The organism is Microbacterium sp. NPDC007973 (assembly GCF_042958465.1).
GTDB classification, from domain to species: Bacteria; Actinomycetota; Actinomycetes; order Actinomycetales; family Microbacteriaceae; genus Microbacterium; species Microbacterium galbum.
The window spans coordinates 643925-657316 of sequence record NZ_JBIBJJ010000004.1 but is presented as its reverse complement, the minus strand read 5'-3'; the positions used below and the strand labels follow the sequence as shown (position 1 = coordinate 657316).

The window sequence follows — 13392 nt, the reverse complement described above, 5'->3', positions numbered from 1 at the left end:
TGCGGCGCCGTCAGCCCGCCGGGCCGTCAGAGGTCGTCGTGCTGTGCCAGTAAGCGGCGGTCTTGCTGCCCACGCGCACGATCCTGTCGGGGCGAGTCTCGGCATCCGGCCAGAAGCAGAGTTCGTAGCTGTCGGGTGCCGTCTCCTCTTCGAGGACGGTGTCGACGTCTCTGCCGGCGTCCATCGCCGTCGCCGACCATCGCGCGCGGTACGCGTCGACCGGCAGCGTGATCTCGTCCCCTCCGTCGAAACCCCCGAACCACAGCACCGGCTGGTCGGGGCGGTAGGACATCTCGACGATGTCCTCCGCGTCGCCGAGCGGGGGCTCGCTGTCGGCGAGGATGACGCGCACGGGAACGGAGCCGGTGTGAAGCCCCGTCCGCAGGTCGAGCAGCCCCGGGATCGCCGCGCCGCAGAGCCCGTTCTCCTGCCCCGCGAACGGTCTGCCGGAGACGAACTCGTCGTATCGCTCCTCCGGGTGCAACCAGATGAAGCCGTAGTGCACATGCATCGGGCCGTCGAAGATCACTTCCTCCGTCACAGCCGCTGCCCCAGCGCCCAGAGTCGGTCGGCGCGCCCCGAGATCGCCTCCGACAGCGCGAAGGCCTGCGCGTCGGTGAGGGATGCCACGTAGTCGACGATCCCACGCGATCGGGCGAGGCGCTCGGCATCCGCCGGCCGGTGCTCCGCGGGCAGGGCGGCGTACTGCTCGCGTGCCAGGGCGATCAGCTCGCGCAGGCGCCGCGGGGTGCGCGCGCGGTCGAGGTCGTCGTCGAGCCACTCGCCGAGGGCGCGCACGGAGCGGGCGAGGATGCGACTCATGCCGCGCTGCTGGATCGCCAGATCGGGGCGGCTGAGCACGAAGCGCTTGTGCACGAACTTCAACACCTCGACGTGGTGCCAGGCCCACGGCGACAGCACGACGGGTCCCGCGCGGGGCGTGTCGAGGGGGCGCAGGCGCGCCGACTCCTGGAACCGGCGGATCCAGCGGTCGGTGAAGGCGGCGAGCCGCCGCTCCGCCGTCAGGGAGCCGTCGAACGGGCGGGCGAGCAGGTCGGTGACCATCTCGGCATCCACGTCGCTGACCGCGGCGAGGAAGGCCTCGTCGTCGGCGATCCACGGGTCGTCGCGGCGCATCTTGCGACGCAGGCGCTCCAGGCCCGCACCCGGCGCGAGCTCGGCGCGCACCTCGTCGTCGTCACGGGCGCGCCACTCCAGCACGTCGTCGAGCCAGCCGCGGAACTCCGCCGCGATCGGGGCGTGATCCAGGATGCCGGCGCGATAGAAGTCGTCGACGTCGTGCACCGAGTAGGCGATGTCGTCGGCGAGATCCATCACAGCCCCCTCGATGCTCTGCCGGAGGGGCTCGGCATCCACTCCCTGTCGGGCCTCGTCGAGATCGGCGAGGTCGAGGTCGTACGCGGAGTATTTGTGCACGCGATACGCGCCGTCGGGGGAGCGGCGGATGCCGCGGGGAGGACCGATGCGCTCGACGTCGTCGGCCGCGACCGACGGTGCCCAGGGGTATTTCGCCGAGGCCGCGCGCACGGCGGCGGTGAGGTTGAGTCCGCGCGGGGCGTTCTCGACCACGTCGAGCGAGACGAGGATGCGATAGGTCTGCGCGTTGCCCTCGAACCCGTCGGGGACGCCGAGCTCCTCGCGCGCGAGGCGGTTGAGGGTCGACTCGCCGAGGTGGCCGAAGGGCGGGTGGCCGAGGTCGTGCGCGTAGGCCGCCGCCTCGACGACGGTGGCGTTGCAGACGTCGCCCTCGCCGGCCCGGCGCGAGATCGTGTTGAGCTGCAGGGCGACGACGCGCGCGATCGCGCTCACCTTGAGGGTGTGGGTGAGGCGGTTGTGCACCGGGGCGCCCGAGATCGACGGTGACACCACCTGGGTCACCGCCGACAGGCGCGAGAAATACGGCGAGAACTGGATGCGCTCGAGGTCGATCGACCAGGGGTCGGCGCGGGCGTCGTCGTGGTCGGCGAACACCCGGGATGCCGGATTCCCGACGATCTCTCCGCGCGCGGCGCTCGAGCGGTCGGCAGGCGCAGAGGGCGCGTCCGCGGCCGGGGGTGTGGTCTCGTCGTGCAGCGTCATCCGGTCCTCTCGCGGCGTCGATGGCGTGGCTCAACGCTAATGCCCATCGGCGGCGGCGCGGGGAGGATGTCGCCCGGTTCGGCACGACTCCTGCAGGTGTCCGCTTTCCGCGGCGTCAGCGATGGCGAGCGGCGTGATCTGCAGGAGTCGTGCGTCCGTGCCCGCCGACGGCTCCTTGCGCCCGGAGCGATGGCCGATGCTTCCGCCCTCGCACGACTCCTGCGGAACGCGGGTTCGCGCGGCCGCGACGGGGTCTGAAGGGCGGTTTCGCAGGAGCCGTGCGCGCGGCCTGGGTCCGGCGCGTCAGCCATGCCCACCGCGTCTGCGTCTCAGCCCCGCCGCACCTCCACGTCGACCACCCGCGCGTCATCGACCGACAGCTCGTACGTCGCACCGGTCAGACGCAGCGCCACGGCCTCGTCGACCTCGGCGCACGAGGGGCCGAGCCGCAGCTCGACGTCTCCCGGCTCGACGACGCGCCGCATCGCCCGATCGCTGTAGGCCAGACGCGACGCGGGCACGGTGAAGCGCACATCGGCGCTCTCGCCCGGTTCGAGCTCGACCCGCGCGTAGGCGACGAGTTGGGCGAGAGGCCGCGTGACGCTCGCCGCCGACCGGTGGGCGTAGACCTGCACCACGTCGGCACCGCGCACCGCCCCGGTGTTCGTCACTCGCGCGGCGACGCAGAAGGTGTCGCCCGCGCGCACCTCGGCGGTCGCAGATGCCCTCGCCCCGTCGACCGCGAGACCCTCGCGGCGGAACGACGTGTACGACAACCCGAACCCGAACGGCCGCACGGGCGTGGAATCCGTGCTGGTCACCCCCGACGGCCCGCCGAGCAGCGGGTGCAGGTAGGAGTACGGCTGCGACCCGGCGGAGCGGGGGAGCGAGACGGGCAGACGGCCCGAGGGGGTGGCATCCCCCGTCAGGAGCGCGGCCAGCGCGGGGGCGCCCTCTTCGCCGGGGAAGAACGCCTGCAGCACCGCCGCCGGAGCCCCGGCCCCATCGAGCGCCCAGTCGAGCGCGTACGGTCGGCCGGTAAGCAGCACGAGCACCACGGGGGTGCCGGTGGCCACGACGTCCTCGACGAGCTGCCGCTGCACGCCGGGCAGCTCGAGGGAGTCGGCGTCGTTGCCCTCGCCGACGGTTCCGCGTCCGAACAGGCCCGCGCGGTCGCCCACGACGACGATCGCGACGTCGGCATCCCGGGCGGCGGCGACGGCCGCGGCGAAGCCGGCGGTGTCGGAGCCCTCGACGGCGCAGCCGGGAGCGTACGCGACCTCGCCGAAGCGCTCGGTGAGGGCGTCGCGCACCGTCGGCAGGGAGAATCCGAGCGGCACCCCGGGGTGGTGCGCGAGCACGTGGTTCGCGAAGGAGTAGCAGCCCATCAGCGCGTCGGTGCTGTCGGCGTTCGGACCGATCAGCGCCACCCGACCCGGTGTGCGCAGCGGCAGCACCCCGTCGTTGCGCAGCAGCACGACCGACTCCTCCGCGAGGCGGCGGGCGAGCGCACGGTGCTCGGCGTCGTCGAGGTCGATGCTCTGCGGGGGCGTGGAGAAATCGGCATCCAGGAGCCCGAGGTCCTCCTTCTCGGCGAGCACGCGAGCGACGGCGCGATCGACGACCGCCTCGGGAAGGGCTCCGGATGCCACCCGCTCGGCGAGGTGCGGATAGGCGTCGGGCCCCGGCAGCTCCACGTCGATCCCGGCCTCGAGCGCGAGCTGGGCCGCCTCCGCGCGATCGGCGGCGATGCCGTGCATCGAGCGCAGGAACTCCACGGCGAAGTAGTCCGACACGACCGTGCCGTCGAAGCCCCACCGCCGGCGCAGCAGATCGGTGAGCAGCTCGCGCGACGAGGCCACGGGGACACCGTCGATCTCGGTGTACGAGTTCATGACGCTGCGCACCCCTCCGTCGCGCACGGCCATCTCGAACGGCGGGAGGAAGACGTCCTGCAGCTCGCGCTGTCCGACCGAGACGGGGGCGTGGTTGCGCCCGGCGCGCGAGGCGGAGTACCCGACGAAGTGCTTGAGCGTCGCGTGCACGCCGGCGTCCTGGAGCCCGCGGACGAAGGCCGTGCCGATCGTGCCGACCACGTAGGGGTCTTCCGCAATGCACTCGTCGACGCGTCCCCACCGGGCGTCGCGCACGACGTCGAGCACGGGGGCGAGGCCCTGGTGCACACCGAGCTCGCGCATCGAGCGGCCGATGGTGGATGCCATGAGCTCCACGGCATCCGGATCGAACGAGGCGCCCCAGGCGAGCGGGGTCGGGAAGGTCGCGGCCTTCCACGCCGCGAATCCGGTGAGGCACTCCTCGTGCACGAGGGCGGGGATGCCCAACCGCGTCTCGGTCTGCAGACGCCGCTGCTCGCCCCACAGCCACGCCGCCCGCTCGATCGGGTCGACCGGGCGCGTCCCGTAGACGCGTGTCAGGTGCCCGAGGCCGTGCACGGTGGCATCCGTGTAGGCCGTGGTGGTGACCTTCTCACCGGAGAGGGGGGCGACGACCTCGTCGCCCTGGTCGACCCAGTAGCCGACGAGTTGCGCGAGTTTCTCATCGAGGGTCATGTCGGCGACGAGGTCCCGCACGCGCGCGGACACCCCGGATTCGAGGGCGGCGCCGACGTCGGTCGTGTGGATGGTCATGATCGGGTCAGCCCTTCACGGCGCCGGTGAGGCCGCCGACGATGCGCCGCTCGAACACGCTGAAGAACAGCAGAGCGGGGATCATCGACAGCGAGGTGAACGCGAGCACGCGGGCGGTGTCGACGGAATACTGCGACGCGAACGCCTGCGTTCCGAGCGGCAGCGTGTACGCGGCTTCGTTGTTGAGGATGAACAGCGGCAGCATGTACGAGTTCCAGCTGTTGACGAAGGCCAGGATGCCGACCGTCACCACCGCGGGGACGGCGAGAGGCAGCACCATGCGCCAGAAGAACCCGAGGCGGCCGAGGCCGTCGATCGAGGCGGCCTCCTGCAGCTCGTGAGGGATGGCGGCGAGGAACGGCGACAGGATGATGATCGTCAGCGGCAGCGCGAAGGCGATCTGCGGCACGACGACGCCCGCGAGCGAGTTCATCAAGCCGAGGTTGCGCACGAGGATGTACAGCGGCGTGATCGCGACGGTCATCGGGAACATCAGCCCCGCGGTGAACAGTGCGAACACGACGCCGCGGCCCCGGAAGCGGTAGCGCGAGAGGGCGTAGGCGGCCATGAGGCCCAGGGCCACGACGAAGAGCGTCGTGGCGATCGCGGCGATCGCGGAGTTGCCCACCTGACCCCAGAAGACGCCGCTCGCGAGCACGTCGGCGTAGTTCTGCCAGTTCCACACAACCGGGAAACCGGCGGGGTCGACCGTGATCTCGGCGTTCGAGCGGAAGCCGCCGAGGATGATGTACACGACCGGCGCGAGCATCATGCCGATGAGCAGCAGGGCGACGAAGGCCACGACGATGTTCGTGGAGCGCTTCGAGCCTGCGGCGACCCGACGCGGAGCCTTCGGAGTGACGAGCGTGGCGGTGGCGGTCATTTCAAACCTCCGGTGAGGGCTCCGGCGGTGTCGCGCCGCAGCACGAACCGCTGGTAGACGAGGGCGACGGCCAGCGAGATGAGGAACATCACCACGGCCACGGCGCTGCCGTAGCCGAAGCTGCCGGCGTTGCGGCCGTTCGCGACCATGTAGGTGGCCATGGTCGAGGTGCCCGCGGTCGAGGCGACGTACTGGCCCCAGATGATCCAGACGAGATCGAACAGCTGCAGCGAGCCGATGATCGACAGGAAGGCCCAGATGCGGATGGTCGGGCCCATGAGCGGCAGCACGATGTGCCGCTGGATCTGCCAGTAGGTCGCGCCGTCGATCGCGGCGGCCTCGCTGAGCTCCTCGGGGATGCCCTGGAGGCCGGCGAGGAAGAGGATCACGGCGAAGCCGATGTACTTCCAGGTGATGATGATCAGCAGCGTCCAGATCGCCAGGGCCGGGTCGGAGATCCAGTCGGCGCGGAGCGCGCCCAGCCCGATCTTCTCGAGCGCACCGTTCAGGGCGCCGCCCGACTGCAGCATGAGTCCCCAGCCGAGGCCGACGACGACCTCGGAGATGACATAGGGCACGAAGATCAGTACGCGGATGAGCGACTGCGCGCGCATCTTGCGGTTCAGCAGAAGGGCGAGTCCGAGCGCGAGCGGTCCCTGCAGCACGAGCGAGCCGACCACGATGAAGGCGTTGTGCCCGAGCGCCTCGTGGAAGGCGGGGTCGGTAAGGATCGTGACGTAGTTCTGGATGCCGACGAAGTCGGTGGGAGCGCCGAAGCCCGACCACTTGTAGAAGCCGTAGTAGGCGGCCAGGGCGACGGGGAGGATGACGAACGACACGAACACCACGAGGGCGGGGCCCAGGAGGATCGCGAGTTCGCCGCGGATACGCCAGGCTTCGCGGCGGCGGCGCACGGGCGGCCGCCCGGCCGAGGGGGCGCGACGAGCGCCCTCCTCGACCGGGCGGCGAGACCCGGTGTCGGCCGCCGAGGCGGCGAGCTGAGTGGCCACGGTCGGTGTCCTCAGCGTGAGGCGGCCGCGTTGACGGCGTCGACGATGCCCTGCGGCGAGCCCTTGCCGGCGAACATGTCGACCACGGCGACGTTGAGCGCGTTGCCGACGTTCTGGCCGTACAGCGTGTCGAGCCAGACCGAGACGTAGGGCGCGTCGGTGTACGCCTGCAGCGCGGACTGGAGAGCGGGGGTGGTGACGGCATCCGTCGCCTCGCTCGAGGCGGGGATCGTCTGGAAGGCGTCGGCGTAGCGCTCCTGGTTCTCCTTGTTGACGGCGAAGTTCAGGAAGTCGGTGCACTGCGCGGGGGCGTTGACCCAGCACGCGTACCCGTCGACGCCGCCCATGATGGCGCCTTCCTCCCCGTCACCGCCGGGGACCTCGGGGAAGGGGAACCAGCCCAGGTCGGCAAGCGGCTGCTCGTCGGGCGTGAGCGAAGCGATCACTCCGGGGTTCCAGGCCCCCATGAGCTCCATCGCGGCCTGGTGGTTGGCGAGCAGTCCCGCCGACGATCCCGCACCCTGCTGGGCGGCGGTGGTGAGGAAGCCGTCGTTGAAGGGCTGCGTGGCGAGGAACGACTGCAGGTTCTCGCCGGCCTCGATCCAGCACGGGTCGTCGAAGCTGCGGCTCTGCGCAGCGGCGTCGAGCACGTCCTTCGCGCACGCGCGCAGGGCGAAGTTGTAGTACCAGTGGGCGGCCGGCCAGGCGTCTTTGGCGCCGACGGCGATGGGGGCGACGCCGGTGGCGCGGATCTTGGTGTTGGCCGCCTCCAGCTCGTCGATCGTGGCGGGGGCCGTCGTCACGCCGGCAGCGCTGAGCAGATCCTGCGAGGTGAAGATGCCCGAGGGGAGCACGGCGACGGGCATGCCGTAGTTCTTGCCGTCGACCTCGAACGCACCGAGAGAGGTGCCCAGGGCGGTCTTCGCCTCGGGCGTGATCCTGTCGGTGAGGTCCATCGCCTGGCCAGCGGCGACGATGTCGGCGAGCTTGCCGCCACCGCGGGCGATGAAGATGTCGGGGGCGTCGCCGGCGTTCAGCGCGGTCTGCAGCTTGCCGTCGACCTCTTCGTTCTGCAGGGCCTGGATCTCGATCGTGACGCCGGGGTTGGCGGCTTCGAAAGCGGCGGCGGTGTCTTCCCAGTACTTCTTGCCGTCGCCGGTGGTGGAGTTGTGCCACATCGTCAGGGTGACGCTGCCGTCGGCGTTCTGTCCGCCGGAGCCGCCGGCGGCGCATCCGCCGAGGGCGAGGGTGCCGGCGACGGCGAGGGCCGCTCCGGCGATGATCGTGCGCGTGTTCATGTGATGTCCCGTTTCTCTTCGTCGAGGTGCGTCCGAAGACGCGTCGGTTCCGGCTGCTGTGCCGTTCGTTCACCACCCCGGGGTCTGCGGCCCGCTGAGGTGTCAGCAGTGTCACCCGTCGCCGGAGGGTCGTCAAACGTTTTCGAAAATGATTTCCACGCTAGGGTCGGATGCCATGAGGCGAGCGACCATCCACGACGTCGCCGCGGCGGCCGGGGTGTCGGTGGCCACGGTGTCGAAGGCCGTGAACGGCCGCTACGGCGTCTCGCCCGAGACCGTCGGGCGCGTGCTCGAGGCCGTGAAAGTCCTCGGGTACGAGTCGAGCCTCGTCGCGAGCAGCATGCGATCGCGCCGGACGGGCGTGATCGGCGTGCTCGTGGCCGACATCGAGCCGTTCTCGGCCGAGATCCTCAAGGGCGTCGGGGGAGCGCTGTCCGACACGGGGTATGACCTGCTCGCCTACACGGGCGCCCGTCGCGACGGCGAGGGGTGGGAGCGCCGTTCGCTCAGCCGGTTGAGCGGCACGTTGATCGACGCCGCCATCATCGTCACCCCGACGGTGGTCAACGTCTCGAGCGAGGTGCCGATCGTCGCGATCGACCCGCACACCGGCCGCGGAGACGTCCCCACCGTCGAATCCGACAGCTACACCGGCGCGCAGCAGGCCGTCCACTACCTCGTGCAACTCGGGCACCGTCGCATCGGTTTCATCGCGGGGCGTCCCGACCTGCGTTCGGCGGTGGCACGCGCGTCGGGTTATCGCGCCGGCCTCGCGGCCGCCGGCATCCCGTTCGATCCGGCCCTGGTGGGGGTCGGTCGTTACGAGCAGGACGTCGCGCGCGAAGCCGCCCACGAGATGCTGGCGCTCGCTGACCCGCCCACGGCGGTGTTCGCCGCGAACGACCTGTCGGCGCTGTCCATCGTCGAGGTCGCGGCCGAGCGTGGTCTGCACGTGCCCGACGACCTGTCGGTGGTCGGTTTCGACGACGTGCCCGAGGCGGCGCGCGCCCAGCCTGCTCTCACGACCGTGCGTCAGCCGATGAAGCGGCTCGGCGCCGAGGCCGTGCGCATGGTCCTCGCGCTGCTCGCCGGCCACGACCTGCCCGAGACGCACATCGAGCTGCCCACGCGTCTCGTCGCGCGCGGAACGACCGCGCCCCCGCGCGTCCGCTGACCCGCGCGCCCGCCCCTGCCCGTCGAGTGTCCACGACACGCCGCATCCCGTGCGATCACGCGGCGAGTCCTGGACACTCGACGGGAAGACGCCCGGCGCCACACCGCGCCCCGCGCGCCGCACCACCCCGCGGCTCCGGTACCGTCGAAGAATGCCTACCGCGAGCAGCAAGGACGACGAGGTCGACCTCCTCATCGACGCGTGGTCGCAGTTGCTTCCCGAGGTCGACCTGACGCCCCTCGACGTGATGTCGCGGCTGCGCCGTGCCGCCTTCCACCTGTCGAAGCTGCGCGCGAAGGCGTTCGCGAGCGCCGGGATCGCCGTGTGGGAGTTCGACGTGCTCGCGGTGCTCCGCCGCGCCGGCACCGAACTGAGCGCCACACGCCTCATCACCGCCACCATGATCGGCAGCGCGGCCATGACCAACCGCCTCGACAAGCTCGCCGACCGTGGTCTCGTGCATCGCCGCCCCAACCCGTCCGACGGGCGGGCGATCCTCGTGGCGATCACCCCCGAGGGGATCGAACGGGTGGATGCCGCGATGACCGAGCTCGTGCGCCTCGAGGCCGAGGCGCTGCGCGACGTCAGTCGCGCCGATCAGGCCCTGCTCGCGAGCGCGCTGCGCGTGCTCGCCGCAGGCGAGACGCACGAGGCGTGATCGACCTCGTCGACACCCTCGGCCGCCGCCCCGTCGTCCTGGACGGGGGTCTCGGAACCCTCCTCGAGGCGCGGGGCAACGACGTGACGTGGGCGCTGTGGTCGGCGCGGGTGCTGCGCGACGACCCCGCCGAGGTGCGCGCGGCGCACGCGGCTTTCATCGACGCGGGCGCCGAGGTCGTCATCACCGCGTCGTACCAGCTCGGTTTCGCCGGCGAGATCCCGGATGACGACGTCGAGGCGCTCCTGCGCCGTTCGGTGTCGCTCGCCAGAGACGCGGGCGAGGCCGTGGTCGCGGCATCCGTCGGTCCGGTCGGCGCGCTCCGCGCCGACGGCAGCGAGTACACCGGCGCCTACGGTCTGACGCTCGCCGAGCTCCGGCACGCGCACCGCCGGCGCCTGCACGTGCTCGCCGACGCCGGCGCCGACGTGCTGGCCGTGGAGACGATCCCGTCGCCGCTCGAGGCGGAGGCCCTCGCCCTCGAGCTCGCCGATCTCGACATGCCCGCGTTCGTCAGTCTCTCGGCCGACAGCGCCGGCTTCTGCGAACCGGGGTCGCTCGCTGCGGCGCTGCGGACCGCGGCATCCGTCCCCTCCGTCATCGCGGTGGGCGTGAACTGCTGCGCCCCCGACAGCGTGCCCGGCGCCCTCGCTGCTGCTCCCGACATTCCCCTCGTCGTCTACCCCAACACGGGGGAGACGTGGGATGCCGCCACCCGCACTTGGCACGGAGGGGCCGCGCCGCTCGCCGACGACGCCCCCTCGTGGGTGTCGGCCGGGGCGCGCCTGGTGGGCGGGTGCTGCCGGTCGACGCCGGCCGACGTCGCCGCGATCGCTGCGACCGTCCGCGGCTGACGGGTCACGACGCGCGGGGTGGGTCGGCACGCTCCGACAGCAGCGAGAGCTGTGCGGCGCGCCAGCCGTAACCGTCGCGGAGGCGCGAACGCACCGCCGGCAGCGCCGACGGGAGCGACACCTCGACGCCCCGGTAGACGTCGACCGCCGAGGGGTCGACCTCGCGCGCGGCCATGCGCAACTCGGTGAGCAGGGCCAGCAGACCGTCGGCGCCGAGCTCCGTGCGGGCGCGAGGCCAGTCGCCGAACGCGACCCGCGTCCACGTCGCGGTGCGGTCCGGTCCGCCGAGGGCGGGGGAGCGGCGCACCAGGACCACGGCCAGCCCGGTCAGCAGCACCGACGCCGTCGCGACGACCCCCGCGGCTTCGACGGAGAACAGCATGCGGTCGAGGGGTGTACCCGCGAGGGGGGTGAGGGACACGGCCACCCGCAGCAGCGAGTAGACGGCGAAGCCCCCCGTCGTCGCCGCCAGCACGATCGAGGAGCGTCGGGGGATCGTGCGTGCGCGCGCGGTGAGCACGGCGCACAGCGCGCACGCCGCCGCGACCGCGAGGACTCGCACCGCGAGGGCAGCGGACGCCTCGAGCGCGAACGAGGTGATGGCCACGACGAGCGCGAGGGTGGCCGCGAACGCGACGAGCAGCCGCACGCGCGGCGACCGCGGCGGGGTCACGGCGATGCAGAGCATCGAGGGGGCGAGGACCATCGCGGCCGAGGCCAGGGCGAAAGCGAGGGGGCCGCCGCCCTGGAACGCGAGGACGTACATCGCCGTCGAGCCCACGGCGAGCACGCCCGCCATCGAGGTCACCCGGAGGAAGAAGTGCAGGGGCACGCGGCTGCCGAGCTGCGGCAGGATCACGCCGATCATGCTCACGCCGAGCGCGACGCACATGACCGTGAGTCCGATCGACAGCACCATGGGGACCTCCCCGGCCATCATGCTCGCTGCCGTGCGCGCCCCGACGTGCGGTGCCCGGGCTTGACTCGCGAGCCCGCGCGGCTCAGTCGAAATCGGCGGCGAGCGCGTTGCGGTGGTACTCGAAGATGATGCTCGTGCGGGTGGATGCCACGCTGTGCCGCGCCGAGAGGTGATCGACGACGAAGCGGCGCACCGCCGAGGAGTCGTCCACGGCGATGTGCACGAGGAAGTCGTCGGCGCCGCCCAGGAAGAACAGCTGGATGACGTCGGGGTGGCGGCGGACCTCGTGCGCGAACGCCCGGATGCTCTCCTGTCGCTGGCCGGGGCGCAGCGTCACCCCGACGATCGCCTGGAGCCCGCGTCCGAGCCTGCTCTGGTCGACCGCCGCGTGGAAGCCGGTGATGAGGCCGCGATCGACCAAGGCGCGCAGTCGCGCGTGGGCGGTGGATGCCGCGACCCCCAGCGTCTCGGCGAGGGCGGCGTTCGTCATCCGGGCGTCGGCGGAGAGCAGCTCGATGATGCGGGCGTCGAGCGGGTGGAGATCGTCGTCGGCCATCGCAGATCCTTCGCGTGAGGACTCCTGGTGAGCCCGTTCGCGCCGATGATACGCGTGTTCAAGCGAACTGAACCGAATGATCTGCGGGGAAACACCACGGAAACACCCCTTTCTGCGATTCTTCCCGCAACGCTCATCCGCTCGAGGAGGAACCCATGCGCGTCGCCGTGCCGACCGAGATCAAGAACAACGAGAACCGCGTCGCAATGACGCCGGCGGGGGTCGACGCCCTCGTGCACCGCGGACACGAGGTGCTCGTGCAGGCCGGAGCGGGCGAGGGCAGCGGGTTCTCCGACGAGCAGTACACCGTAGCCGGGGCGGAGATCGTCGCGACGGCCGACGAGACGTGGGCGCGCGCCGAACTGCTGGTCAAGGTGAAGGAGCCCATCGCTCCCGAGTACGGCTTCCTCCGTCCCGACCTCACCCTCTTCACCTACCTGCACCTCGCGGCCGATCGCCCCCTCACCGACGCCCTGATGGCGGCGGGCACCACGGCCGTGGCCTACGAGACCGTGCAGACCGCCGACCGCGCCCTGCCGCTGCTCGCGCCGATGAGCGAGGTCGCGGGTCGTCTGTCGATCATCGAGGGCGCGCACCACCTCCTTCGTGCCTCGGGCGGGCGGGGGCTCCTTCCCGGCGGCGTCCCCGGCACCCCGCGCGCGAAGGTCGTCGTCATCGGCGGTGGCGTCGCGGGCGAGCACGCCGCCGCCAACGCCCTCGGTCTCGGCGCGCGCGTCACGGTCGTCGACATCTCCCTGCCGAAGCTCCGTCAGCTCGAGGAGCGCTTCGGCGGAGCGATCGAGACCCGCTCATCGACGCGCCTCGAGATCGCGGAGCAGCTCGCCGACGCCGACCTCGTGATCGGCTCGGTGCTCATCCCGGGAGCGGCCGCGCCCAAGCTCGTGACCGACGACATGGTGGCGGCGATGAAGCCCGGTTCCGTGCTGGTCGACATCGCGATCGACCAGGGCGGTTGCTTCGAGGGGTCGCGCCCCACCACCCACGACGAGCCCACGTTCCGCGTGCACGATGCGCTGTACTACTGCGTCGCCAACATGCCCGGCGCCGTCCCGCACACCTCCACGCGCGCGTTGTCCAACGCCACCCTGCCCTACGTCACGCGCATCGCCGACGCCGGCTGGGAGGCCGCGGCATCCGCCGATCCCGCCCTCGCCAAGGGCCTGAACGTGCGCGCGGGCGTCGTGGTGAACGAGGGCGTACGCGCCGCCTTCGACCTCTGAGCCTCGCGGCGCCTCCGACCCTGATCGAGTGTCCACGACACCCGGACGGAT

The 13392-nt window shown here is 71.7% G+C and carries 12 protein-coding genes; 4 read left to right on the top strand and 8 right to left on the bottom strand.

The features are described from left to right. Positions 1–10: 10 nt before the first annotated feature. From ACFZA2_RS15990 to ACFZA2_RS15965, 6 genes are all read right to left on the bottom strand, one after another. Complete coding sequence (locus ACFZA2_RS15990; protein ID WP_391406761.1) at positions 11–541, bottom strand: hypothetical protein; 531 nt, start codon at positions 539–541, stop codon at positions 11–13. Next, positions 538–2100 (bottom strand): deoxyguanosinetriphosphate triphosphohydrolase family protein, encoded by a 1563-nt coding sequence (locus ACFZA2_RS15985; protein WP_391406759.1) that lies wholly within the window; start codon positions 2098–2100, stop codon positions 538–540. The genes ACFZA2_RS15990 and ACFZA2_RS15985 overlap by 4 nt, the downstream gene beginning before the upstream one ends. 329 nt (positions 2101–2429) lie before the next feature. Then, on the bottom strand, positions 2430–4748 hold the full coding sequence (locus ACFZA2_RS15980; RefSeq protein ID WP_391406757.1) for a glycoside hydrolase family 3 N-terminal domain-containing protein: 2319 nt from the start codon (positions 4746–4748) through the stop codon (positions 2430–2432). Between the two features lie 7 nt (positions 4749–4755). Beyond that, the gene (locus ACFZA2_RS15975) at positions 4756–5631 is read right to left on the bottom strand and encodes a carbohydrate ABC transporter permease (RefSeq protein ID WP_391406755.1); all 876 of its coding nucleotides are present in this window, start codon (positions 5629–5631) and stop codon (positions 4756–4758) included. Then, positions 5628–6545 (bottom strand): carbohydrate ABC transporter permease, encoded by a 918-nt coding sequence (locus tag ACFZA2_RS15970; protein ID WP_391406946.1) that lies wholly within the window; start codon positions 6543–6545, stop codon positions 5628–5630. The genes ACFZA2_RS15975 and ACFZA2_RS15970 overlap by 4 nt, the downstream gene beginning before the upstream one ends. Positions 6546–6652: 107 nt before the next feature. Further along, positions 6653–7939, bottom strand: a complete 1287-nt coding sequence (locus ACFZA2_RS15965; protein ID WP_391406753.1) for an extracellular solute-binding protein — start codon at positions 7937–7939, stop codon at positions 6653–6655. A gap of 175 nt (positions 7940–8114) precedes the next feature. Between ACFZA2_RS15965 and ACFZA2_RS15960 the strand changes: the two genes are divergently transcribed. The 3 genes from ACFZA2_RS15960 to mmuM all read left to right on the top strand — a co-directional run bounded on the left by ACFZA2_RS15960 (position 8115) and on the right by mmuM (position 10625). Further along, positions 8115–9113 (top strand): LacI family DNA-binding transcriptional regulator, encoded by a 999-nt coding sequence (locus tag ACFZA2_RS15960; protein ID WP_391406751.1) that lies wholly within the window; start codon positions 8115–8117, stop codon positions 9111–9113. 151 nt (positions 9114–9264) lie between these two features. After that, positions 9265–9771, top strand: a complete 507-nt coding sequence (locus ACFZA2_RS15955) for a MarR family transcriptional regulator (RefSeq protein ID WP_315995183.1) — start codon at positions 9265–9267, stop codon at positions 9769–9771. Next, the gene (mmuM, locus tag ACFZA2_RS15950) at positions 9768–10625 is read left to right on the top strand and encodes a homocysteine S-methyltransferase (protein ID WP_391406749.1); all 858 of its coding nucleotides are present in this window, start codon (positions 9768–9770) and stop codon (positions 10623–10625) included. The genes ACFZA2_RS15955 and mmuM overlap by 4 nt, the downstream gene beginning before the upstream one ends. A 4-nt stretch (positions 10626–10629) precedes the next feature. On the opposite strand, the gene ACFZA2_RS15945 is transcribed toward mmuM, so the two are convergent. Further along, positions 10630–11544, bottom strand: coding sequence for a hypothetical protein (locus tag ACFZA2_RS15945; protein ID WP_391406747.1), 915 nt, complete (start codon positions 11542–11544; stop codon positions 10630–10632). 82 nt (positions 11545–11626) lie between these two features. Then, a complete protein-coding gene (locus ACFZA2_RS15940; RefSeq protein WP_315995180.1) occupies positions 11627–12100 on the bottom strand; it encodes an Lrp/AsnC family transcriptional regulator in 474 nt (157 codons plus the stop codon). Between the two features lie 155 nt (positions 12101–12255). On the opposite strand from ACFZA2_RS15940, the gene ald reads away from it, so the two are divergent. Then, positions 12256–13341: an alanine dehydrogenase gene (gene ald, locus ACFZA2_RS15935; RefSeq protein ID WP_315995179.1), complete on the top strand. Its 1086-nt coding sequence runs from the start codon at positions 12256–12258 to the stop codon at positions 13339–13341. Positions 13342–13392 lie beyond the last annotated feature (51 nt).

Excerpts from the sequence above, each read along its gene's own strand:
- ACFZA2_RS15945 (WP_391406747.1), bottom strand. The coding sequence starts at position 11,544 with ATGGTGCTGTCGATCGGACTCACGGTCATGTGCGTCGCGCTCGGCGTG.
- ACFZA2_RS15965 (WP_391406753.1), bottom strand. The coding sequence starts at position 7,939 with ATGAACACGCGCACGATCATCGCCGGAGCGGCCCTCGCCGTCGCCGGC.
- ACFZA2_RS15955 (WP_315995183.1), top strand. The coding sequence starts at position 9,265 with ATGCCTACCGCGAGCAGCAAGGACGACGAGGTCGACCTCCTCATCGAC.
- ACFZA2_RS15985 (WP_391406759.1), bottom strand. The coding sequence starts at position 2,100 with ATGACGCTGCACGACGAGACCACACCCCCGGCCGCGGACGCGCCCTCT.
- ald (WP_315995179.1), top strand. The coding sequence starts at position 12,256 with ATGCGCGTCGCCGTGCCGACCGAGATCAAGAACAACGAGAACCGCGTC.
- ACFZA2_RS15960 (WP_391406751.1), top strand. The coding sequence starts at position 8,115 with ATGAGGCGAGCGACCATCCACGACGTCGCCGCGGCGGCCGGGGTGTCG.
- ACFZA2_RS15980 (WP_391406757.1), bottom strand. The coding sequence starts at position 4,748 with ATGACCATCCACACGACCGACGTCGGCGCCGCCCTCGAATCCGGGGTG.
- ACFZA2_RS15975 (WP_391406755.1), bottom strand. The coding sequence starts at position 5,631 with ATGACCGCCACCGCCACGCTCGTCACTCCGAAGGCTCCGCGTCGGGTC.
- ACFZA2_RS15940 (WP_315995180.1), bottom strand. The coding sequence starts at position 12,100 with ATGGCCGACGACGATCTCCACCCGCTCGACGCCCGCATCATCGAGCTG.